Origin of the sequence: Vibrio casei, from assembly GCF_002218025.2 — a bacterium.
GTDB classification, from domain to species: Bacteria; Pseudomonadota; Gammaproteobacteria; order Enterobacterales; family Vibrionaceae; genus Vibrio; species Vibrio casei.
Genome location: NZ_AP018680.1, coordinates 1,611,783 through 1,635,907, shown reverse-complemented (window position 1 = coordinate 1,635,907; position 24,125 = coordinate 1,611,783). Strand labels below are relative to the sequence as shown.

Annotated in this window: 20 protein-coding genes and 1 pseudogene; 17 read left to right on the top strand and 4 right to left on the bottom strand. The window is 42.4% G+C overall.

Annotated features, from left to right (window positions below; all coding sequences use genetic code 11):
- Positions 1 to 3: 3 nt before the first annotated feature.
- The 6 genes from acnD to phnE (VCASEI_RS07735) all read left to right on the top strand — a co-directional run bounded on the left by acnD (position 4) and on the right by phnE (VCASEI_RS07735) (position 8,019).
- On the top strand, positions 4 to 2,595 hold the full coding sequence (acnD, locus tag VCASEI_RS07760) for a Fe/S-dependent 2-methylisocitrate dehydratase AcnD (RefSeq protein ID WP_162621061.1): 2,592 nt from the start codon (positions 4 to 6) through the stop codon (positions 2,593 to 2,595).
- Between the two features lie 23 nt (positions 2,596 to 2,618).
- The gene (gene prpF, locus VCASEI_RS07755; protein ID WP_089110148.1) at positions 2,619 to 3,866 is read left to right on the top strand and encodes a 2-methylaconitate cis-trans isomerase PrpF; all 1,248 of its coding nucleotides are present in this window, start codon (positions 2,619 to 2,621) and stop codon (positions 3,864 to 3,866) included.
- Positions 3,867 to 4,331: 465 nt separating this feature from the next.
- Positions 4,332 to 5,198, top strand: coding sequence for a phosphonate ABC transporter ATP-binding protein (phnC, locus tag VCASEI_RS07750; protein ID WP_197709569.1), 867 nt, complete (start codon positions 4,332 to 4,334; stop codon positions 5,196 to 5,198).
- Positions 5,199 to 5,245: 47 nt separating this feature from the next.
- A complete protein-coding gene (gene phnD / locus VCASEI_RS07745; RefSeq protein WP_089110147.1) occupies positions 5,246 to 6,166 on the top strand; it encodes a phosphonate ABC transporter substrate-binding protein in 921 nt (306 codons plus the stop codon).
- Positions 6,167 to 6,244: 78 nt separating this feature from the next.
- Positions 6,245 to 7,120 carry a phosphonate ABC transporter, permease protein PhnE gene (gene phnE / locus VCASEI_RS07740; protein ID WP_086963112.1) on the top strand — a complete coding sequence of 292 codons (876 nt, stop codon included), beginning with the start codon at positions 6,245 to 6,247 and terminating at the stop codon, positions 7,118 to 7,120.
- Between the two features lie 2 nt (positions 7,121 to 7,122).
- Entirely contained in the window at positions 7,123 to 8,019 is an 897-nt protein-coding gene (phnE, locus tag VCASEI_RS07735; RefSeq protein ID WP_086963114.1) for a phosphonate ABC transporter, permease protein PhnE, read from the top strand.
- 32 nt (positions 8,020 to 8,051) lie between these two features.
- Here the strand turns inward: phnE (VCASEI_RS07735) and VCASEI_RS07730 are convergent, their stop codons facing one another.
- A complete protein-coding gene (locus tag VCASEI_RS07730; protein WP_086963116.1) occupies positions 8,052 to 8,723 on the bottom strand; it encodes a glutathione S-transferase in 672 nt (223 codons plus the stop codon).
- 110 nt (positions 8,724 to 8,833) lie between these two features.
- Between VCASEI_RS07730 and VCASEI_RS07725 the strand changes: the two genes are divergently transcribed.
- The gene (locus tag VCASEI_RS07725) at positions 8,834 to 11,128 is read left to right on the top strand and encodes a peptidase U32 family protein (protein WP_089110146.1); all 2,295 of its coding nucleotides are present in this window, start codon (positions 8,834 to 8,836) and stop codon (positions 11,126 to 11,128) included.
- Between the two features lie 344 nt (positions 11,129 to 11,472).
- On the opposite strand, the gene VCASEI_RS07720 is transcribed toward VCASEI_RS07725, so the two are convergent.
- Positions 11,473 to 11,760 (bottom strand): GreA/GreB family elongation factor, encoded by a 288-nt coding sequence (locus tag VCASEI_RS07720; protein WP_086963122.1) that lies wholly within the window; start codon positions 11,758 to 11,760, stop codon positions 11,473 to 11,475.
- Between the two features lie 701 nt (positions 11,761 to 12,461).
- Here VCASEI_RS07720 and phnF point away from each other — a divergent pair.
- Genes phnF through phnP form a run of 10 tightly spaced genes read left to right on the top strand, consistent with a single transcriptional unit; the run spans position 12,462 to position 20,563 of the window.
- A complete protein-coding gene (phnF, locus tag VCASEI_RS07715; RefSeq protein WP_089110145.1) occupies positions 12,462 to 13,157 on the top strand; it encodes a phosphonate metabolism transcriptional regulator PhnF in 696 nt (231 codons plus the stop codon).
- Positions 13,158 to 13,625 carry a phosphonate C-P lyase system protein PhnG gene (phnG, locus tag VCASEI_RS07710; protein ID WP_086963126.1) on the top strand — a complete coding sequence of 156 codons (468 nt, stop codon included), beginning with the start codon at positions 13,158 to 13,160 and terminating at the stop codon, positions 13,623 to 13,625.
- Positions 13,626 to 13,684: 59 nt separating this feature from the next.
- Positions 13,685 to 14,356: a phosphonate C-P lyase system protein PhnH gene (phnH, locus tag VCASEI_RS07705; protein WP_089110144.1), complete on the top strand. Its 672-nt coding sequence runs from the start codon at positions 13,685 to 13,687 to the stop codon at positions 14,354 to 14,356.
- The gene (locus VCASEI_RS07700; RefSeq protein WP_089110143.1) at positions 14,347 to 15,477 is read left to right on the top strand and encodes a carbon-phosphorus lyase complex subunit PhnI; all 1,131 of its coding nucleotides are present in this window, start codon (positions 14,347 to 14,349) and stop codon (positions 15,475 to 15,477) included. The genes phnH and VCASEI_RS07700 overlap by 10 nt, the downstream gene beginning before the upstream one ends.
- Positions 15,470 to 16,420, top strand: a complete 951-nt coding sequence (locus VCASEI_RS07695; protein WP_226983252.1) for an alpha-D-ribose 1-methylphosphonate 5-phosphate C-P-lyase PhnJ — start codon at positions 15,470 to 15,472, stop codon at positions 16,418 to 16,420. The genes VCASEI_RS07700 and VCASEI_RS07695 overlap by 8 nt, the downstream gene beginning before the upstream one ends.
- A complete protein-coding gene (gene phnK, locus VCASEI_RS07690) occupies positions 16,414 to 17,247 on the top strand; it encodes a phosphonate C-P lyase system protein PhnK (RefSeq protein WP_086963132.1) in 834 nt (277 codons plus the stop codon). The genes VCASEI_RS07695 and phnK overlap by 7 nt, the downstream gene beginning before the upstream one ends.
- 3 nt (positions 17,248 to 17,250) lie before the next feature.
- A complete protein-coding gene (gene phnL / locus VCASEI_RS07685) occupies positions 17,251 to 18,021 on the top strand; it encodes a phosphonate C-P lyase system protein PhnL (RefSeq protein ID WP_226983253.1) in 771 nt (256 codons plus the stop codon).
- A 12-nt stretch (positions 18,022 to 18,033) separates the two neighbouring features.
- Positions 18,034 to 19,167: an alpha-D-ribose 1-methylphosphonate 5-triphosphate diphosphatase gene (phnM, locus tag VCASEI_RS07680; RefSeq protein ID WP_089110142.1), complete on the top strand. Its 1,134-nt coding sequence runs from the start codon at positions 18,034 to 18,036 to the stop codon at positions 19,165 to 19,167.
- A complete protein-coding gene (gene phnN / locus VCASEI_RS07675; RefSeq protein ID WP_089110141.1) occupies positions 19,167 to 19,751 on the top strand; it encodes a ribose 1,5-bisphosphokinase in 585 nt (194 codons plus the stop codon). Before phnM ends, phnN begins: the two co-directional genes overlap by 1 nt.
- Before the next feature lie 20 nt (positions 19,752 to 19,771).
- Positions 19,772 to 20,563, top strand: a complete 792-nt coding sequence (gene phnP / locus VCASEI_RS07670; protein WP_319020507.1) for a phosphonate metabolism protein PhnP — start codon at positions 19,772 to 19,774, stop codon at positions 20,561 to 20,563.
- 93 nt (positions 20,564 to 20,656) lie between these two features.
- On the opposite strand, the pseudogene bcsG reads toward phnP, so the two are convergent.
- A pseudogene (gene bcsG / locus VCASEI_RS07665) lies at positions 20,657 to 21,993 on the bottom strand (cellulose biosynthesis protein BcsG).
- 152 nt (positions 21,994 to 22,145) lie between these two features.
- A complete protein-coding gene (locus tag VCASEI_RS07660; protein ID WP_162621036.1) occupies positions 22,146 to 23,861 on the bottom strand; it encodes a mechanosensitive ion channel family protein in 1,716 nt (571 codons plus the stop codon).
- Between the last annotated feature and the right edge of the window lie 264 nt (positions 23,862 to 24,125).

Genomic DNA, 24,125 nt, shown 5'->3' with positions numbered 1-24,125 from the left:
ATGATGAACAATCAATATCGAAAAGTATTACCCGATACCGGGCTGGAGTATTTCGATGCGCGCGCGGCGGTAGAAGACATTCAAGCTGGGGCTTATCAAGGTTTGCCTTATACCTCACGCGTGTTGGCAGAAAATTTAGTGCGTCGTTGCGAGCCTGAACATTTACAAGCGTCGCTGCGCCAGCTTATAGAGCGTAAACGAGACTTGGATTTTCCCTGGTATCCGGCGCGGGTCGTGTGTCATGACATTTTAGGTCAAACGGCGTTGGTTGATTTAGCGGGCTTGCGTGATGCGATTGCCGAACAAGGTGGCGATCCGGCCAAAGTGAATCCGGTCGTTGAAACTCAATTGATTGTCGATCACTCATTGGCGGTAGAACATGCTGGCTTTGAAGGCGATGCATTTGATAAAAATCGCGCCATAGAAGATAGACGCAATGAAGACCGCTTTCATTTTATCGAGTGGTGTAAAACCGCCTTTGAAAATGTCAGCGTGATCCCAGCCGGTAATGGGATTATGCATCAGATTAACCTAGAGAAAATGTCTCCTGTTATTCAAGCCAAGGATGGGATTGCCTTTCCCGATACTTGCGTGGGAACCGATAGCCATACGCCGCATGTGGATGCACTCGGCGTGATTGCGATTGGCGTTGGTGGGCTAGAAGCTGAGACCGTGATGCTTGGGCGTCCGTCGATGATGCGCTTGCCAGATATTGTAGGCGTAAAGCTGGCCGGTAAGCGTCAACCGGGTATTACCGCGACCGATATTGTGCTGGCAATAACCGAGTTTCTGCGCAATCAAAAAGTCGTGTCTGCCTACTTGGAGTTTTTTGGTGAAGGGGCGCGTGATTTAACCATTGGCGATCGCGCGACCATTTCTAATATGACCCCTGAATACGGCGCGTCCGCGGGCATGTTTTATATCGATGAACAAACCATTCAATACTTAAAACTGACTGGTCGTGATGAGAAGCAAGTTACCTTGGTCGAACAATACGCCAAACAAACCGGCTTATGGGCTGATGATCTCGCTAATGTGGATTATGAGCGAGTACTGGAATTCGATCTTTCTAACGTGCAACGTAATATGGCTGGGCCGTCCAATCCGCATCGTCGTTTGTCGACCAATCAATTAACCGAGCGTGGCATTGCCAGTGCGTGGCAAAAGAAAGAAGGTGAATTGCCAGATGGCGCGGTGATCATTGCGGCGATCACTTCATGTACCAATACTAGTAACCCTCGCAATGTGGTGGCAGCAGGACTGGTGGCGAAAAAAGCCAATCAACTTGGTTTAGTGCGTCAGCCTTGGGTGAAAACCTCTTTTGCACCGGGATCTAAAGTCGCCAAGTTATATCTTGAAGAAGCGGGTTTATTATCCGAATTAGAGCAACTAGGCTTTGGCATTGTCGGCTATGCCTGCACCACTTGTAATGGTATGAGCGGCGCGCTTGATCCGGCGATTCAGCAAGAAATTATTGAGCGTGATGTTTACACCACCGCGGTGTTATCGGGCAATCGTAATTTTGATGGTCGCATTCACCCTTATGCCAAACAAGCGTTCTTAGCTTCTCCGCCATTGGTCGTGGCTTATGCGCTTGCGGGAACCATTCGTTTTGATATTGAGCAAGATGCGTTAGGTCATGATGGGCAAGGTAATCCAATCTATCTAAATGACTTATGGCCAACGGATGAAGAAATTGATCAGGTAGTCAATCAGCATGTGAAGCCGGAACAATTCCAGCAAATCTATGTGAAGATGTTTGAAAAAGATACCGGCATCTATCAAACCAAGCCACTGTATGACTGGCGTGAAATGAGTACTTATATTCGCCGTCCGCCGTATTGGCAAGGTGCGCTGGCTAGAGAATGCACTTTACAAGGCATGCGGCCGTTAGCGATTTTAGGCGACAACATTACCACCGATCATCTATCCCCATCCAATGCGATTTTAGCGTCCAGTGCGGCAGGGGAATACCTAGCCAAAATGGGGCTGCCAGAGCAAGATTTTAACTCTTATGCGACTCATAGAGGCGATCATTTAACTGCGCAACGTGCGACCTTTGCTAACCCGAAACTGTTTAATGAAATGGTGGTGGAAAATGGCGAAATCAAGCAAGGCTCTTTGGCGAGAATCGAGCCGGAAGGCAAAGTGACTCGCATGTGGGAAGCGATTGAAACCTACATGCAGCGTAAGCAGCCGTTGATTATTGTTGCAGGAGCTGACTATGGCCAAGGTTCATCACGAGATTGGGCAGCTAAAGGCGTTCGCTTAGCTGGCGTTGAAGCGATTGTGGCTGAAGGCTTTGAGCGCATTCACCGCACTAATCTTGTTGGCATGGGCGTGCTACCGCTGCAATTTAAATCGGGCACTAACCGACATACTTTGGCACTCGATGGCACTGAGCTTTATGACGTAAAAGGCGAGATTGCTCCAGGTTGTGATTTGGTGCTAGTGATTAGTCGCACACATGGTGATCAAAAAGGCGAACAAGTCGAAGTAGAAGTGACATGTCGTTTAGATACCGCCGATGAAGTGTCTGTGTATCAGGCGGGTGGTGTATTGCAGCGTTTCGCACAAGACTTTTTGGCGCACTAAAGTGTGTGTAGAGGATCATAAATATGAATCAATCAGTGACGGTGTCACAAATATCTGGCGCACAACAAATAAAAGTTCCGGCAACTTATATGCGAGCCGGAACCAGCAAAGGTGTATTTTTTAATTTAGCCGATCTGCCCACAAGCGTTCAGAAGGTAGGAGAAAGCCGTGATCAGTTTTTATTGCGCGTGATTGGCAGCCCGGATCCGTACGGCAAACAAATTGATGGTATGGGCGGCGCAACGTCCAGTACCAGCAAAGTGGTGATTTTATCTAAAAGCGATAGCTCAGATCACGATGTCGATTATTTGTTTGGTCAAGTCTCGATAGATAGCCCTTTTGTCGATTGGAGTGGTAATTGCGGTAATTTATCTTCCGGTGTCGGCGCAATGGCGCTGCATATGGGGTTAATTGATGGGAGTAACATTCCACAACAAGGGCTATTCCCTGTTCGAATTCGCCAAGTGAACATTAATAAAACCATAGTCACTCACGTACCGATTAAGCATGGTCAGGTGCAAGAACTCGGGGGTTTCGAGCTCGATGGCGTGACCTTTCCTGCGGCGGAAATTCAAGTGGATTTTCTGGATCCTTCTGATAGTGAACCTGCTGATGGTGAAGCTGCCGATGGTAAAGGTTCGATGTTTCCCACTGGTAATGTGGTCGATGAGCTTGAAGTTCCGGGTGTAGGCTGCTTTCAAACGACCTTTATTAATTCAGGTATTCCAACCATGTTTATTGATGCGCAAGCACTCGGTTATCAAGGCACTGAATTGCAAGATGACATCAATAATGATGTAAAAGCGTTAGCCATGTTTGAAACCATTCGTGCTCACGGCGCAGTTAAAATGGGTTTAATTGAACATGTTGACCAAGCCAAGCAGCGACAACATACGCCTAAAATTGCTTTTGTTAGTCCACCGAAAAGCTATACCACGTCGAGTGGACAATCAATTCAGTCGGATCAGGTTGATGTATTGGTACGAGCGTTGTCGATGGGGAAACTCCATCACGCTATGATGGGAACGGCTGCCGTGGCAATTGCCTCAGCGGCGAGTGTGCCGGGTACTATCGTTAATCGCGCCGCTGGTGGCGGAGAGCGTGAATCTGTCGTGTTTGGTCATCCCTCTGGCACATTAAAAGTTGGCGCTAAGGCTACTTATTATTTGCTTGAAAATGGTGAACAAGGTTGGAAAATAGAAAAAGCCACAATGAGCCGTAGTGCGCGGATATTAATGGAAGGCTGGGTTAGAGTGCCTCAACCGCTCTAAATTCAAATGCGCCAATTCAGCGATTCAATTCAGATTACTGCAATGTAAATGGTATCGTTGTTTTTATTAGTATCAATAGTTGGTTATTAATGAATGGCGAGTCATTTGTAATTAGAAATCTTCGGAGGTGAATTCCTAATCGTCTCCGAAGTTCTTTTGTTCCTAAGATGGGATAGAAAACTTAATGACCAACGCTGCGTGTTCAGGTGATTTTGACAAAAAGAAACACTTAAAAAGTACTGGCATCACAAATAATAAATAAATTAATTAATAATTCATAAAGTGAACAAAGTGAAATGTCCATTGGATAAGGCTTTACGGCTTATGCTTTCTCACTAACTTGTTGCTCTTCTTTATGGTTCTATTTTCCGTAATATTTCAATCCCTTCATTTTTCTGTATTTAAAATGTCACAGTCATTCTTCTTAATGCCTATCAGTTTTTGAGTATTAAGAAGAATGAATTTATGTATCAATCAACAGATAATATCGCGGTCAATTATTTTGTCGCGGATGCTATTTTTGACCAAGGTTTAGGTGACAGAAACTCGCCAGAGTTAGACATAAAAACTCAGGTCTTGAGTGTTAAAAAGCTCACGAAAGCCTATAAAGGTGGAAAAAACGTACTGGACAATATTAGCTTTGATTTATACGAAGGTGAATTTGTTGCTGTTATTGGACGCTCTGGTGCGGGAAAATCGACGATGTTGCATACCTTAAATGGCACAATTAGTGCCTGCGCAGGTGAGATTGTTGATGTAAGTGGTGAAGGTAATAATGTGGTGACTATGCCACGTAAGCAATTACGCCACTGGCGCAGCCAATGCAGCATGATTTTTCAAAATTTCTGTTTAGTGCCGCGTTTAGATGTGATCACTAATGTGCTTCTTGGTCGCTTAAGTTACACATCGACGTGGAAATCCATGTTTAAAATCTTTGATGATAAAGATCGCGTCAAGGCGATCGAGTTATTGAAGTGGTTAAAAATACTTCCTCATGCTCTGCAACGCGCTGAAAACTTATCGGGTGGTCAGCAGCAACGTGTAGCGATTTGCCGCGCCTTGATGCAAGAGCCAAAAATTCTTCTCGCCGATGAACCGGTTGCCTCTCTTGATCCTAAAAACACCACTCGCATTATGGAAGCTCTGCAAAAAGTTAGCAGTGAAGGAATCGCTGTCATGGTTAACCTGCATTCGATTGAATTAGTAAAACAATACTGCACTCGTGTGATTGGCCTTGAAAAAGGCAAGGTGGTATATGACGGCACGCCGTCTGGTTTGACCGATGAGATCCTACACATGTTATACGGTGATGAAGTCGAGCAACTCTCTTAATTCATATTTTAAAACAACAATTAAATTCAATTGGAAAGGAACACACAATGAAAAAAGTATTACCCCTTGTCGCTATCATCACGGGATTATTGGCCACTTCAGTACAGGCTGCGCCAGAAATTAACCTAGGTGTTTTAGGTGGAGAGAATTCGACAGCGCAAATTGGCAATAACCAATGTGTGAAATCGTATTTGGAAGAAAAAACAGGCGCGACGGTGAATATTCGCAATGCATCGGATTACAGTGCGGTTATTCAGGGCTTATTGGGCGACCAAGTGGACTTGGTATTGAACATGTCACCTAAGTCTTATGCTTCTGTGTACTTAAAAGATAAAAACAAAGTAGAGCTTGTGGGTATCACAACGGATGATACCGATAACTCAAAAGGCTATCACTCTGTTGTGTTAGTCAAAGCAGACAGCCCATACAAAAAATTAGAAGATCTAAAAGGCAAAGTGTTCTCTTTTGCAGACCCTGATTCAACGTCTGGTTTCTTGATCCCCAATAACCAATTTGAAAAAACTTTGGGTGGAAATATGGATAACCAATTTAATGGCTTCTTTAGTAAAGTGGGTTTTTCTGGTGGTCATGAACAAGATATTTTAGGAGTACTCAATGGCCAATTTGATGCTGCAGTAACCTGGACCTCAATGGTTGGCAATCGTGAAGATGGTTATTCAGCTGGTGCCTTACGTAAAGTAAAAGAAAATGGTTTCGATGATTTAATGTCGAATCTACGTATTATTTGGGAATCGCCTTTAATTCCAAATGGCCCAACAATTGTTCGTGGCAATATGGATCAAGATTTAAAAGAAAAACTCGTCATGGCGGTGAAAACGCTTGATAAAGAAGACCATGCTTGCTTCATGCAAGCAGCTGGCGGGAAACTGCATTTAGAAGACACCTCTGTGAGCGAGTACCAAACTGTGATTGACTTAGTCAAAGCACAACAGAAAACCGTTCGTTAATAGCAATTATACGGCCATTTATTTCACAGTAAATGGCCGTTTTTATATATTATTTCAGATTGAAATGGATGGGTTATTTTGGATAAGCAGTTTGAACATTATTACCATCAAATAAGATCAAAACAAAAACGCGATGCGTTAATGTGGTCAGGCTTATTGATGGTTTTGTATCTCACTTCTGGATATTTCGCTGAATTTAGCTTAACAAAAGTGATCACCAATGCTCCTCATTTTTTTGATTACTTAGCCGATACTATTCCTGTATTAAAATGGGATGTGCTTTTCTCTGGACGAGATGCCAATGGACACGCTATTGAAGGTTCTCTGCTTTATTGGGGATACCGACTTCCAATCCAATTACCTTTATTATGGGAAACGTTTTGTGTGGCAATGGCTGCCACAGTGGTGTCGGCTTTAATCGCGAGTTTTTTGGCATTTTTTGCCGCGAATAATACTTACGCGCCAGCAGGGTTACGTTGGGCGGTACGCGCTTTTGTCGCCTTCCTACGCACCATGCCAGAATTGGCATGGGCCGTGATGTTTGTCATGGCTTATGGCGTGGGGGCATTGCCCGGGTTTATTGCATTAGCATTGCATACTGTGGGTAGCTTAACCAAGCTATTTTATGAATCGATAGAAACCGCATCAATGGAACCTGTACGAGGGTTACGCGCTTGCGGTGGAAATCGCTGGGAAAATGTACGCTTTGGTATTTGGCCTCAAGTAAAACCCATTTTCATGTCATACAGCTTTTTAAGATTAGAAGTGAATTTCCGTTCCTCAACCATTTTAGGGCTTGTGGGAGCGGGTGGCATTGGTCAAGAGTTGATGACCAATATTAAGCTTGACCGTTATGATCAAGTCAGCATGACCTTATTGTTGATTATTATTGTGGTTTCGGTTTTAGATTCACTATCGGGCCATTTACGTAAAAAAGTATTAGGAGAGTCTTGAGCATGTTAGTCAATTCTATGCCTGAAAAAGATCTTAATCTCGAGGCTTATCGTCAGCAGCATCAAGAGATTTTTTCTCAGCAAAAGCGTTACTTGAATAAGCTAGCCATCGTAGTGGTTGCGATGGTTTTGTTTTACGTGTTCTTTTTTGCTCAATTTGGTGTTAGTAACCAAGTGTTTGTTAATGGTAGCCAACAATTGATGCGCTATTTTTCCAATATGTTTATTTGGAAGGACTTTGCTAATTGGCCATTTAGCTATTATTACAGCCAAATATTAGTGACATTGGCGATTGTATTTGGTGGAACCATTACCGCATCACTGGTGGCTCTGCCTCTATCGTTTTTTGCGTCTCGTAATATCATGACAGGGCCATTTGCCATTATCGCGTACGCAATGCGTAAATTTTTCGATGTATTACGTGGCATTGATATGGCGATTTGGGGCATGATTTTTGTGCGAGCCATCGGTATGGGACCATTGGCTGGTGTTCTAGCAATATTCATTCAAGACTTAGGGTTGTTAGGGCGATTGTATGCCGAAGGGCATGAAGCGGCCGATGAAAAACCCTCGCGTGGATTAACCGCATTAGGGGCGGCGGGGTTACAAAAACACCGATTTGGCATTTTCACGCAATCGTTCCCAACTTTCTTAGCATTGAGCTTATATCAAATTGAATCGAATACTCGCTCGGCGGCGGTTCTTGGTTTTGTTGGCGCAGGTGGTATTGGGTTGGTTTATGCCGAGAATATGCGCTTATGGAATTGGGATGTGGTGACTTTCATTACGTTAAACCTTGTCGTGATTGTCATGGTAATGGATATGATCTCAGCCAAATTGCGTCAAAAGTATATTGTGGGCGAAGACGTACCTTTATTTGAGAGAAAAAAGTGTGAATAACATAATGTGAGAGAGGGATTCCTCTCTCAAACTTAACTCGATTTCGATTCCATCAACACATCAATACGATTCACCAACCACAGTTCATGTTTTGACATCACTTTACTGAACATTTTGCTTTGTAAGTAGCGGTCTAGCCATTGCCTTAATTTGGGGTAGGGTGACTGCAAATACCACTGTCTTTCCACTTTGGCAAACTGGCGAATAAATGGTAATAGGGCGAGATCAGCAAGGCTTTCTTGAGCGGCCATTAAAAAGGAATGTTGAGTTAAACGGTTTTCTAATTCAGATAGATAATGCTCACAAGACTGGCGACATTCCACAAGGTTGGGTTCATGGTAACGCTTAGCGGCTCGATAAGCCTCAAGGCAAGGTTTGAATTTATCATCAAATTGAAAAATTAATTGACGCATTTCATCGAGAATATTGTCATCATTGCTCATCAATAAATCGTTCGGATCGTTTTCACTTAACGCCCACAACATTACCTCAATACTTTCTTCGATTACGGTTCCATTGCTTGTTACTAATACCGGCACCGTGCCTTTAGGCGAAGCGGTTAACATTTCTGCGGGTTTGTCGCGTAAAACAATGTCGCGCAGTAGCACTGGAACTTGTGATTGATAAATCGCCAGTCTTGCTCGCATCGCGAACGGACAATTTCTCAATGAATAGAGGATGGGTAAGGGGTTATTTTTATGCATCAATTTTCTTTTTCCTCTACTCTTAAATGGATTAATTTACCTCAATGATACTCATCTGTAACAGATACAGGTATCATGCCGCCTTTAAATGTTAACCGAGACTCTGTGTGATGAACCAAAAGATTGAATTATTAGCCCCCGGTGGTGATATTGACGCCATTAAAGCCGCCATTATTGCGGGTGCGGATGCCGTTTACTGTGGCCTAGATACTTTTAATGCTCGTAACCGTGCTTCTAATATTTCATTCGATCAATTGGTTGGTGCCATCAGACTGGCTCATCAATACGATTGCCAAATCTTCTTAACGCTTAACGTTGTTATTTTAGAACAAGAGTTTAAAACGGTGGTGAAGTTACTTAACCGTTTAGCCAACACCACGCTTGATGGTGTAATTGTACAAGACATCGGTTTATTGTACGTATTACGTGAATATTTCCCAACGTTGGATATTCATGCCTCGACTCAGTTAACTACTCATAATTCTGGGCAGATACCGTTTTTGAAAAAACTGGGTGCGAGCCGCGTGAATTTATCTCGTGAGATGAACTTGCGTGAAATCACGGCAATGGCAGCGGTTGCTCACGAGCATGATACGTTACTTGAGGTGTTTGTGCATGGCTCATTGTGTGTGGCGTTCTCTGGTTTATGTTACTCAACTTCAGCTACAGCTGGTAATTCAGGTAACCGTGGGCGTTGTAGCCAAGCGTGTCGTGAAGAATATGAAACCACAGAATCGGGCCATAATTTTCCTCTTAATATTAAAGATAACTCGGCTTTCTTTGATTTACCGGCCTTGATTAATGCGGGTGTATATTCGTTTAAAGTCGAAGGGCGAATTAAAGGTGCGAACTACGTTCACACGGTCATTGATAGCTTCCGTAAACAAATTGATGGTTATGTTGAAACGGGTGAGTTGACTCAAGATGGCGAGCGTCTGTACAAAGTTTTCAACCGCGATTTTACCAATGCATTTTTACGTGGCGATTTAAATCAATCAATGTTTATTGATAACCCACGCGATAACTCTAAAAACCACGTGGTCGATAAATTGAAAGCCGATCAAGGTGATATTTCAGTAGTGCAAATTTTTGATGCCACACAACAATTGCATTCAGATAAGCAACAAATTAATGCTTCTGTCGATGAAAAAATAGCCCATTTAAGCATTGAAAAAATAAAGTTAAAATTACATTTTGCTAGTGAGCAAGGTCAGCCATTAACGCTAACCGTGATCACTGAAGAAAGCAGTAGTTCAGTGAATGAAGATGTTATTTCTCCTAAAACCGCCGTATTCACATCAAGCAGCTTAATGTCGGTGAGCGAGAAGCTAAGCGTTGATAAAGAAGCGATCGAAAAACGCTTTAAAAATATTAATAATGCTAACTATGAATTGGTCGAGTTCGATACCGAGCAAGTCCTCGATGGTTTAAGTATTCCTTATCGTGAAATTACTACGTTAAAAAATGAATTGCTGGCTTACCTAAACGACGGCATAGAAGTGATTGCTGAAGTGATATTGCCAAAACTGGAGCGACACGCCAAGCCTGAAGGTGAAAAACCAGAGCTTTCTATTCTTATTTGTGATGAAGCTGATGCATCGCTTGTGAGTATCACTGATGCGGATGTTTACTTTAAACTACCGGATGCCTACAAACGTGGTTGCACAAAATTCGTAACATTATTCCAAGAGAACCCACGTTTAATTCCGTGGTTCCCGCCGGTATTAATTGGTAAAGATTTTGATGTCGCATTGAATATCTTGCAAGAAGTGAAACCTGAGTGGATCGTAACGAATAACACTGGTATTGCTTATCATGCTGAGCAGTTGGGTATTAAGTGGATTGCAGGTCCAATGCTTAATACCACGAACTCTTATGTTCTGCAGTCTTTGCAGCAAAACTTCAGTTGTAGTGGCGCGTTTATTTCTAACGAGATAAGCAAGCAGCAAATCAAACAGATAGCTAGACCAAAGAACTTCAAAATGATGTACAGCATTTATCATCCAATTTTGTTGATGGCGAGCCGTCAGTGTTTCTTCCAACAAAGTGTCGGTTGTGAAAAACCGCGCATCGACAATGGTTGTATGTTGTCTTGTGATAAGAAAACCAGCATTAAAAACCTTAAAGGCGTGTCATTTGCTATTGATAAGCAAAAGGGAGGTTACCCGAGTATCTACAACCAAGATCAGTTCTTGAATACGGATATCATCAATGACTTAAGTGATTTATTTGATGGCTTCATGATTGATTTAACCGAGATCGGTGCAGGTGGTAAACAAATGCCAGAAAAGGTTGAATTGATTAAGCAATTTGAATTGGTATTAAGCGGTGAAGCTCAAGCAAGTAAGGTGTTATTCGACATGGTGCCTGAGTCGACTAATCAGCAGTATTACAATGGATTGTAGAGTCTAGGCCATAACGTAAGGTCATGTTGATTTTTAAGAGCCAGTAGCCAATTCGGTTACTGGCTTTTTACAACCAAAATTATCACCTTGGGAAAGGTAGACGGTTACCCTGAATCTTTCCTAGCAGTGAAATTAGACCCAGTAAGTAATTTTAAATTATGATTAATCTATTTTAGAGTCGGTCTTTTTTTTATTGTTAAATCTAAAATAGGATATTATTTCCTTTTTATTTTTCTTGATTTAACCAATCCGTTATTCTCCATCTTTTCTTTTTTTAGTTTTCGTTTCTCTTTCAAGGTTAATTCAGGTTTCTTCAGTTCATTCTTACTCATAATAATAACCCTTTAATTAATATGAACTTGTGGATTTATTGATTTCTCAGATGAAATACTTGTGATTTTATATTCCCTTTCTTTACCCAAAACATATAATTTAAAAATATCTTCTTCAGCCAGTCCTAAGATAGATGAACCTAAATAAGAATAAAATGAAATCAAACCATCACTGGGGTTATTTCTTTTGGTGCAAACAATAATCACCTGATAATGTCGATCTCTTTTTTTATCGAAGAACTTAACTCTATCTCCAACGTTTATTCTTCGCTTTAAATCTATGTGGTTAGGTTTCGACATATATTCGAGCTTTTCCAAAATATGAAGCAAAATAACTGGAGATTGATAGCTAAAGAAAATGCTAGTAAGCAATTTATGTTCTAAATAAAAAAGGCATTGATAAAATAAATTAATATTTATTACCTCTCAAAAATTAAAATATAAAACTTAAAATCATGTCCGAAAGTCATACTTTCGGACTAGCTACTGTAAGATGATTAACAATTCCGATATCTCCTGAAAAACTAAATTCACTATAACAACAAAAAAAAATTATTCAAACGCTAATAAAAATATAAAATATTAAAATGGAATTAAATGGCAAAAAAAATTATTTGTTAAAATAAAAAATCAAAAGAACATTATTCCTACTCTTTTAGTCTGAAAACAATCATAAGATAAGTGGAAAAATTTTTATGAGTAAACTATCTTGCTATAAAAATTAATTTCAATACTTGAACAATTAAATTAATCCAACAAATATTTTCCATGAACCTTCTATGACAAATAGGTCTAGACAAGTTAACCATGACGGCCATCCCCTAATGCATAGATAAATAGAATCAATTAGTTAACCTTGCCAACAAGTCATCTCTCTGCATTTTTTCGACATAAAACAGCCATGTAACTGTCACATTCCACCATCAATATGGGTTCTAGTTATAAGCTAAGACGTAAATTTCTTGGCTTGTCTAGATGAGTGATTAGGGAGCAAGAATGCTATGTCGGTGTATTTAGAGATCGCCCATACGTTAGAACAAGAAATCACCACTGAATACTTAGGTGGTGACTATCTACCATCGGAGAAAATGCTGGCGGAACGCTTTGCTGTGAATCGTCATACTATTCGTCGCGCGGTGGATGAATTGGTGGTGGTGGGTAAGGTTCATCGTCAGCAAGGGAAAGGTTGCATGGTGTTATCACAACCTTTGGCTTATCCGCTGCATGCACAAGCCGCGTTTACTAGTAACTTGTTAGAGCAAGGATCGCACCCTCGCAGTGAAGTATTAGAATCGCACTTAATCCATGCTAATTCCGATTTAGCCAAGCAGCTTAATGTGGATCTGGATAGTCGTATTATTCATATTCGTACTCTACGTAAAGTAGATGGTTGTCCGATTGCGGTCATTGAACAGTACTTTGCCAATCTTAATTGGTGGCCAGTGCTACAGAACTTTAAATCGGGATCGTTGCATCAATTTTTACGTGACAATTTAGGAGTGACCTTAACGCGCAGTAACACTCGAATCGGCGCGCACTCCCCCAATAATTCAATATGCCGTTTATTACAAATTACCCCTTCATTGCCGTTACTCACGGTAAAAACCCTCAATGTGATCAGTGGAACGGAAACGGTAGCGGAATATTCCAGCTCCAGTACTCGTTCTGATCTGATGGAACTGGTTGTGGACCACTAAATGAATACTCATAAATTAAACAACAAAACGAAAACCTTGCGCCAACATTGGATGTCGGTACTCGCGACTACGGACTTCGAACGATTATCGGATCTTTGGCAAGCTCAATCTTTTACACCTGACTACCAACTGATCCGTGCGCCAGAAATCGGGTTGGCTCAAGTTCAGGCTCGAATGGGAGGAACGGGAAATCGCTTCAATGTAGGCGATATTACGGTAACACGCTGCGTGGTGAAGTTAGCTAGTGGGGATCTAGGTTACAGCTACTTATCGGGTCGCAACAAAGCTCATGCGGAGTTGGCAGCGGTGATTGATGCTTTGATGCAATCGCAAACATACCAACACGAATTAATGCTGAGTCTTATTGAACCGCTGCAAATGCTTCGCGATCAAAAGCATCAGCAACGTCAGCAACAAGTGGCGAGCAGTAAAGTGGATTTCTTTACTTTGGTGCGTGGCGACGATTAACGAATGGCGTTTATTTTAATCACATATTTCCCTCATTTACGGATTATTCAGGAGGCCACATGAGCGCAATACACGCTGGATTTGTCGATACGATACATGACAGCCAATACTGCTTTAGACAATTACTGACCGCAATGTCACAACCAGGAACCTTTGTAGATCTTAATTTAGTGCAAGGTTTCGGCGACATGATGGACGCATCGACTCAAATATTACTCGCCTTAGCGGATAACAGTACGCCGGTATGGCTGTCGAGACAGTTTGAACATGATGAGGTAGCGAAGGCCAATTTTAGTTTTCATTTAGGCGCTGAATTATTGATATCTCAGCAAGAGGATTCTCAGAAGAAAGCCAGTTTTGCCTTAATTGGTGTGGATGATATGGCGAAATTTGATTGGGCTAAAGCGCAGTTTTATGTGGGTAATGAAGAGTATCCCGATCGCAGTACGACTGTCATTGTCGAAGTTTCAGGGCTGTCGGATCAAGCAACTAATCATCAGTTATCCAGTCAATCGTCTTCACCTTGCATCACTTTACGCCTATCTGGCCCGGGTATTGAATGTGAATCCATTCTATCGATTGAGTCGAATTCATCGCAATCACTGAAAGCGATGTTATCTCATCGACAAAATAACCATTTTCCATTGGGGTTAGATTTTATTTTGGTGTGTGGCTCGAAAGTGGTAGCGCTACCTCGTTCAACAAAAGTGGAGATTTTCTCATGTATGTAGCAGTGAAAGGGGGCGAAAAAGCGATTAAAGCTGCCCATCAATTGCAGGCCCAAAAGCGTCGTGGTGATACTGCATTCGCAGAGTTATCAGTGGCGCAAATTCGTGAACAGTTATCCGGTTCAGTGGATCGAGTGATCAATGAAGGCGGCATTTACGATAAAGATCTTGCCGCCCTTGCGATTAAACAAGCGGCGGGTGATTTGGTGGAGGCGATTTTCTTATTGCGCGCTTATCGCACCACATTATCTCGATTTTTGATTTGTGAGCCAGCCGATACCACCGAGATGCGAATTGAGCGTCGTATTTCAGCCGCTTACAAAGACGTTCCGGGTGGGCAAGTGCTCGGTCCAACCTATGATTATACTCATCGTTTATTGGATTTTACTTTAATGGCGGAGGGAGAAAGTTCTCAATCTGTTCAGCAATTAAAAGCCACCGATTCGGATATTGATCTAAGTGAACAAGAAGAAAGCACGGTGAGTCCACAAGTGCTATCGATGCTAGAAAGCTTGGACTTGATGGTGAGGGACGCCGATAGCCAACAAGCGCCAGAAGACATCACTATGCAGCCTGTGAATTACCCGAGTGATCGTTCTGCGCGTTTGCAAAATCTCGTGCGTGGAGATGAAGGATTCTTATTGTCTTTGAGTTATTCCACCCAGCGAGGTTATGGTCGCAACCATCCGTTTGCCGGCGAAATTCGCAGTGGTGAAGTGACGCTTTCTATTTGTCCTGAAGAATTGGGTTTTAACATTGAGATTGGTGATATTGAACTGACCGAATGTCAAATGATTAATGGTTTTGTGGGGTCGAAAAGCGACAAAGCTAAGCTGACCCGTGGTTATGGTCTGACTTTTGGTTTTACGGAACGCAAAGCGATGTCAGTAGCATTAATGGATCGAGCTCTGCAAGCTCCAGAGTATGGTGAAGCGGTAGATGGTCCGGCGCAAGATGAAGAGTTTGTATTAGCGCATGCCGATAACGTGGAAGCCTCTGGTTTTGTTTCGCATTTGAAACTGCCGCATTACGTTGATTTCCAATCTGAATTAGCATTATTACGCGAAATGCACAAAGAATACGATGCGAGAGAAAAGCAACAAGGAGGCTGCGAAAATGACTAATCCAGTAACGGCTAATGCATCTGTTTTAAAAGTATCAGATGTAAACGGACTGGCTTTCAATGAATCAGTTATCGATGAAGCCGATAGAAAGAGTGCTGGAATAAGCGACTCTGGCTACAACTATGGTTATCTCGATGAGCAAACCAAACGAATGATCCGTCGTGCATTATTAAAAGCGGTGGCGATCCCCGGTTATCAAGTGCCATTTGCAGGGCGTGAAATGCCGATGCCTTATGGTTGGGGAACGGGCGGAGTACAGATCACCGCTACTATTATTGGCCGAAGTGACAGGTTAAAAGTGATCGACCAAGGCGCGGATGACACCACCAACGCAGTCTCGATTCGCTCATTCTTTGAAAATATTGCCGATGCCAACACCACTGAAAAAACCGTGGAGGCCAGCATTATTCAAACCCGTCACCGCATTCCTGAAACGCCAATGCAAGCCGGGCAAATTTTGGTCTATCAAGTGCCAATTCCTGAGCCTTTACGCTTTATTGAGCCAAGAGAAACGGAAACTCGAAAAATGCATGCACTGCAAGAATATGGTGTGATGCAAGTAAAACTGTATGAAGACATTGCGCGTTTTGGGCACATTGCCACCGCGTATGCATACCCAGTCAAAGTCAATGACCGCTACATTATGGATCCATCACCCATTCCTAAATTTGATAATCCGAAAATGGACAACATGCCTGCGCTGCAATTGTTTGGTGCCGGTCGCGAAAAGCGTATTTACGCCATTCCGCCTTTTACTAAAGTGAAGAGCCTTGATTTTGACGATCACCCCTTTGACATCCAGAAGTGGGATGAACCGTGCAGCATTTGTGGTGCGACCGATACCTTCTTGGATGAAATCATTATTGATGATCAAGGTAGCAGCACTTTTGTATGTTCTGATACCGATTATTGCCGCCAAAATGGGGAGAAAACCCAATGCTAAGTTCAATACAAAACCCCCAATCTGGCGGGGAACAAGCGTTATTGAAAGTCGAGAATTTGAGTAAGCTCTACGCACCGGGTAAAGGTTTTAGTGATGTGTCTTTTGAGCTTTATCCGGGCGAAGTCTTGGGCATTGTCGGCGAGTCTGGTTCTGGGAAAAGTACCTTACTGCAATCCATTTCTGGCCGATTAAAACCCGATAGCGGCGAGGTGCTGTATTTGCAAACCGGCAGTGATGAGGCAAATCAAAGCAGCATTGCACAGCTAGAAAGTTTGTACGAGATGGCGGAAAGTCAGCGTCGTCATTTATTGCGCACCGAGTGGGGCGTGGTGCATCAACACCCAATGGATGGTCTGCGCGCGCGCGTATCGGCTGGTGGCAATATTGGCGAGCGTTTAATGGCAGTCGGTGAACGTCATTATGGCGACATTCGAGAGAAAGCACAGCAATGGTTGCAAGATGTCGAAATTCCAGCAGATCGGATTGATGGTATGCCAACGACCTTTTCTGGCGGCATGCAACAAAGGCTGCAAATTGCCCGTAATTTGGTCACACATCCAAAATTGATTTTCATGGATGAACCGACCGGTGGATTGGATGTGTCGGTGCAAGCAAAATTGCTCGATCTATTACGCCGCTTGGTGAATGAATTGGATTTAGCCGTAGTCATTGTGACGCACGATTTAGCGGTAGCGCGGTTATTAGCCCACCGATTGATGGTGATGAAACAAAGCAAGGTGGTGGAAAGTGGGTTAACCGACCAAGTGCTAGACGACCCTCAGCATCCTTATACGCAACTGCTTGTGTCTTCGGTTTTACAAGGATAAATCATGATGAATAATCAGCAACCAAATTCGTTACACAAGCCCATGCTAAAAGTGCGAGAGGTAAGCAAAACCTTTGTCTTGCATAATCAAAGTGGCATTCAATTATCAGTGTTGAACCATGCAAGTTTGGATGTTCATCAAGGTGAATGTGTGGTGTTACATGGTCATTCCGGATCGGGAAAATCGACCTTATTACGCACGTTATATGCCAACTATTTGGTCGACAGTGGTTCGATTAAAGTGATGCATCAAGATCAATGGATTGACATGGTTCAAGCGGCGCCACGATCGATTTTAAATATTCGTCGTCATACGATTGGATGGGTGAGCCAGTTCTTAAGGGTGATCCCTCGCGTTAGTGCGTTAGAAGTGGTGATGCAGCCGATGATTGAGATGGGCGGAGATCGACAACAAGCGGAACAAAAAGCCAAAAATTTATTGAGTCGTTTGAATGTGGGCGAGCACTTGTGGCATTTAGCACCAGCAACCTTTTCTGGTGGTGAACAACAACGAGTCAATATTGCACGTGGCTTTATTTGGGATTATCCGATTTTATTATTGGATGAACCGACCGCGTCATTGGATGCCAAAAATAGCGCAGTGGTGGTGGAGTTAATTCAAGAAGCCAAGCAACGAGGCGCTGCCATTGTGGGTATTTTTCATGATGAAATTAACCGTAGCCAAGTTGCCGACCGCTTATATCACATGAGCTCTCAAGCCAATTCAGACACGACCAACACCCCAATAACCGACGACATTACTGTTTCTGCTTAAGGAAAAAATAACATGATTATTACCAACGTTAATTTAGTATTGCCGAATGAAGTGGTGAAAGGATCGGTCGAGGTCATTGATGGTGAAATTCGTAGTATGTCGAATACCTTAAGTCAGTTACCACAAGCGATTGATGGCAATGATGGTTTCTTGATGCCGGGTTTAATTGAACTGCATACTGATAATCTTGAGAAGTATTTTGCACCAAGACCTAAAGTTGATTGGCCACCATTATCGGCAATGAAAGCCCATGATACTCAGTTGATTGGCGCAGGAATCACCACCGTTTTAAATGCGCTGGCGCTTGGCGATCATCGTGGCAAGTTACGTCATGAGATTTTAGATCAGCAAATTAATACCGTGGTGCAAAGCCAAAAGAATGGCACTAATCGAGTCGATCACCGTTTGCACCTGCGTTGTGAAGTACCACATAACACCACGGTAGAGATTTTTGAGCGTTACATTAATACTCCGGGAGTTCAGCTTGTTTCGCTAATGGATCACGCTCCTGGGCAGCGCCAATTTGTAAACATAGAAAAGTATCGAACCTATTATCAAGGTAAATATGGTTATAACGATGCTCAAATGGCGGAATTTGAATCGCAACAGCGTGAGTATTCTGAGCGCTGGTCTGCGCCTAATCGTGAGGAAATTTGTGGGCAATGTCGCTCGCGTAATATCCCAATGGCAAGCCATGATGATGCCACTCAAGCTCATGCTGAAGAATCGAAAGATCTGGGCATGGTGATCGCAGAATTCCCGACCACCATGGAAGCGGCAAAAACCTCACGAGAGCTAGGCTTGCATGTCTTAATGGGCGCGCCCAACGTGATTCGTGGTGGTTCGCATTCGGGCAACATTGCGGCGCATGAATTGGCGGCGGCTGGGGCTTTGGATATTTTGTCTTCTGATTATTATCCAGTCAGTTTATTGGATGCCATTTTTACCCTAGCGCACGATTCACGAAACAAGTTGACGCTTGCCGATGCGGTGAAACTCGCCACCTTTAATCCGGCTCAGTCGTTGCAATTGCACGATCGTGGTGTGATTGAAGAAGGTAAGCGTGCGGATTTATTATTAACTCATTACCACCACGGTCAGGCTTATATTGATGGCGTCTGGTGTGAAGGGAAAAAGGTTTTTTAATGAATAGCCAATCCATCTCGTCTATTCAGTCAGCGCGACTATTTTATGTGATTGGACCTTCAGGCTCAGGGAAAGACAGTGTGATGAGTTTGATCCGCGATCAATGGCCGCAACATATCGTCATCGCCCATCGTTATATTACTCGGGATGCCAGCGCGGGCAGCGAGAATCATGTTGCCTTATCGGCGCAAGAATTTGCCCAACGTCAGAAGAAGCATTTTTTTGCGCTCGATTGGCAAGCCAATGGTCATTGTTATGGTATCGGCTGTGAAGTGGATGTGTGGCTTACAAAAGGCGTGGATGTGATGGTGAATGGTTCGCGTGCTTATTTAGAACAAGCCCGCGAACGTTATGGCGCTGCTTTGATTCCCGTGGTGATTGACGTTGCTATTGATATATTAAAGCAACGTTTAACCGCCAGAGATCGAGAAAGTGCCCAAGAAATTGAATGGCGATTGATTCGTGCTGAACAATTAAAACAGCACAATATTGAAGGGGCGATCATGCTCGATAACAGCGGCCTTTTATCCGACACTATTGTGCCTTTTAATGACTATTATCAAACTCGCTTATACTCAAAGTAATTGAAATCAATAGAGGTTCAATGATGAAACTCACCTTATTGGGTTCGGGCAATACTGGGATGTCACCTGTCTATGGTTGCGATTGTATGGCGTGTAAAAGGGCGATGGAACAGCCACAATATCGCCGTCAAAAAACCTCCGCCGTGATTGAAAGTGATGGCAAACAATTATTGTTGGATGCTAATTGTGATGATTTATTGCAACGTTTTCCCAGTGGCACGATCGACCGAATTTTATTAACTCATTATCATATGGATCATGTGCATAGTTTGTTTGATTTACGTTGGGGAGTGGGAGACAACATCGCGGTTGATGGCCCGCCAGATGAGCAAGGCTGCGATGATTTATTCAAGCACTCAGGCCTATTGGATTTTCAACCGCCATTAACGGCATTTCAATCTTTTGAATGGCAAGGTATTGAGATCACACCATTGCCGATGCTGCATTCTAAAATCTGTTTTGGGTATTGTTTTAGCGTTAAAACTCAAGGTGATAATCCTATTCAACAGGTAACCAAACGTTTGGCGTATTTAACCGACACCATTGGATTACCGCCAAACACTCAAGCTTGGTTAATCCAACATCCGATCAATGTTTTGCTGGTGGATTGCAATCATTCTCCTGAGTACCAGGCCGTAAAAAGAAACCATAATAATTTGAATGATGTGCGGGATATTGTTGCTGCCATTCAGCCTAAAACCACCCGTTTGATTCATATTAGTCATGAATTGGAATGTTGGGCAATGCAGCATCCAGAGGCGTTGACTACTCAGTTCCAGCTTGGCGGTGATAATGATATTTTTGAGTGGTAATGGATTGGAGCCGCGGTAAATGGAAATGCCCTTAATCACTAGTGAGTACTTTCTCTAGTGATTAAGAGCGTGTTATTTCGCTAAAATATCCAACTATTGTGGGTATTCCTGCCAGGTTTGATCATCTAACGAGACGTAGGGTTTGTTGTTGTATTCTAAAACGGTACTTCCCGAGTTTTGCGCCACCATCTTGGTTTGTGGTAAATCTTCGCTGAGCGCTTTTGGATTAAAAGTGCCTTTGGCGTAAATGTTTTGATCAAGTAGCCGGCTAACCAAGGTTGATAAGGCTAAATAACTGGACGGTGTTTTAACGTGATACGTTTCACCTGTTCTTTGCATCTTAGGGCCAAAGATTTTCATTGCCACAGGAGTATGAACAATTGTGGTGGCAGGTATCTCACGCATACCAGAAATTTGCATTCTGTCGCCACGCATTCCCGCGCCATGTTCGGGAACCAAAACAACGACAATATTTCGTTCGGACTTTTTCAGAGTGTCAAAGAATGTGTATAAATCATCGAGTAGATTTTTTAAACGACGTTTGTAACTGACCATGCCCGTTTCACCGCTGTTTTTAATAATACGGTTCCCATCATGTAATGAAATGGTGTTGTACAGTGCGACGACCTTCTCTTGTGGGTCTTTTTCACGGTTTGTTAACCAACGGTTTAGAATGTCTTTATCACGATAAATATCGGATCCATCGAACGCAGCTTGGTAAGGGGATAAACCCTCTTTACTCATGACCGGAGCTTGAAGGTGACCTTCATTTTTTAATAGTCCGGTAAAGTTATCAAATGACCCATTATGATTAAGCATTAAGTTTTCACCGTAGCCTAATTTCGCTAAGTTATCGAATAAGTAACATTGCTGGCTTGGGGGTCAGAAAACAGTGCCTCATGGGGTTCTTGTCCGCAACTGGCACGTAATAAACGAACCAATGCCGGGGCCGCTGCAATGGGTACAACAGCTTGTTGTGGGCTCGGTTTCGGTAAGCTGAAATAAATCATTGCCGCAATCACAAAGATAGAGACTCTGAAGATCCGGTTCAGGAAGTAATAAGCGAAAATTAATACAGCAATAGCAAGCAGATCTTGAAGAGAAACAAAGCGTGACGCCAACTCTAAAAGATAGCTGAGCTGAAAGTCCATTAGCCCACTCATTTGCCCCCACAACCGATTAAGTGGTGGCAAGAAGGAATCGTAATGCCCTAGATAGAAAGCAATCGGAAAGGCGGCAATGGCCCGTATTAATGTTAAAAGTTTATGGCGCAGTGGGATCAGTAAATAAATAACAAAGGCAAAGTTTTCGATTGGGTGGAAGCCAATAGTACCTTGTGAGAATAATGCCAATTTTATGATGAAATACAGGTTCCACCAGCCGAGGCCTAACATCATCATTTGTTCGGGTGTTTTTTGGGATTTTTTCATGTGTATTAATTCTGCTTATCGGTAGAATCTTGAGGTAAATAGGCGCAATAAATGAATATTGGACAATGGATAAAAGAAAAGCCCTAATAAAGGATGATATTAGGGCCGTATGGTTTTAACTTTGAGCGCTGTTTTAATTCTGAGCGCGGGTGTTAATCCTGAGTTCGAGTTGGATTAGACGATAAGTTAAGACCCATGTCAGTACCAACAATATGTAAATGAATATCTTGTTGTGGGAAGGGAATGTTGATCCCTTCGGCGTCAAAGCGCATTTTTACTTCACGAGTACAATCACGCATTACGTCAATATAATCATCCGTTCTTACCCACGGGCGTACAATAAAGTTGACCGACGATTCTTCCAGTGTATTCACCTTAATGATAGGCGCTGGTGCTTTAAGTACTCGTTCGTCTGCCGCTAAAATGTCTTCAAATATTTGTTCTGCCTTTGCAATGGAATCTTTATGTCCAATACGAAATATCATATCAACCCGACGTACTTTTTCATAAGTGCGGTTAATGATGACTTCCATCCAAATTTTAGAGTTAGGAACTAAAAGCACTTCATTAGAGAAGGTTCGTATGGTGGTATTAACTAGGCTCACATGGCTAACGGTGCCTTCTACTCCCGCCGCATTAATCCAATCCCCTTCATCAAAAGGGCGGTAGATCAGTAACATCATGCCTGAAGCAAAGTTTGAAAGCGTGTCTTGTAGAGCAAAGCCGATGATGATACCTGCGACGCCCAGGCCGGCGATCACGGGTGTGAGATCCAAACCAACTTGTGCTAAAGCAATGAGTAGCGCGATGCAGAAAATTAATTTTACCGACATCGATAAAATAAATTGCTGCATTAAATTACTGAGTTTTAAGTGTGGTGCTTTCACTGCTTTTTTCAATAGATGTTGCACCAATTGAGCAACAACACGTGCGAGAGCTAATATCAATACAAACATAAAGAGATTAAAAAACATGTTTGGACTGTTGATAACAAACCAGCTTGAAAATTGCGTAAACCAACTAACAAACGTTGATTTCAAAACTGCCCAACTGAATAAATCATGGGTAATATCACCGGTGGCCGTAAATAATTCATGTCGTAATTCTACGGTATTGATATTAAGAGAATCTGCGGTATCAACTAAGCGCGATAAGGCTTTACTGTAAGTATTAATGTCTCGCTGCAGATACGATATTTCTAAGTTGATTTTTTCAGCTTGAGTGGCGGATAAACCCTCTAACTGTCTTTGCAATGATTCTTGATAAGTTAATGAATAATTTAATGCTGCGGAAGTAAAGTGGGCGAGATCTTGCAGTTTATCTTCGAACTGGCTTATTGATTTATCGGTATCAATGCCTAGAGATTGTAACCATGCGTAGTTCTGGTACTGCTCTGTATAAAGGATGGCTTGGCCTATGCGCAATTCGTTCAGAGGGATTTGCATTAAGAGGCGATCATCTTTCTTGGCTTTTTCAATTTCCGTCTGGAGATTATCGAGTTTTTGTTCTACATAAGAAAGATAGAATTTGTAGTATTCAGTTTGCAATTGGATCTGCTGAGTCAGCAACGTTTTATCCGAATTTTTTTGTTCAACGGATGATTGCTCAACGGCCGATTTGAGTACTTTACGAAGCTTTTCATTCATGTTGTAAATTTCAAGTTGAATGATGGCCAATCGTTCACCTTTTAGTGTTTTAGCTTTTTCCGTTAACACTTTCATTGTGTTACTAATCTGGGTGATTTCAGATTGATTGAGACTGTTTTCGCTTTTGACTCTTTCATTATTTTCGTGTTGAGCCGTTTGAGCTTGGGAAAGTCCTGAAAACGAACACAAAAGAATAAGTAAAAAAGCTAAATAATATCGCATGGTTAACCCATTTTTATGAAACGTAAGTATTGAGGTATAGCTGTAATTATTACTGACTAAGATTGAAACACAATACTTACTCTTCATATTTGAAGTGACAATTTCAATTACTTTGAATAATTTATAATATGCTGACTTTTCTTAACATTTAATTCATTCAATTTATTTATTCTTGCTACAAATTTTTCTCATTGGACTCGTTGAAATATTTATTAGTTAATGCGCGTGAACTGACGCACACTTACGAATAAACCTGTGTGTTAA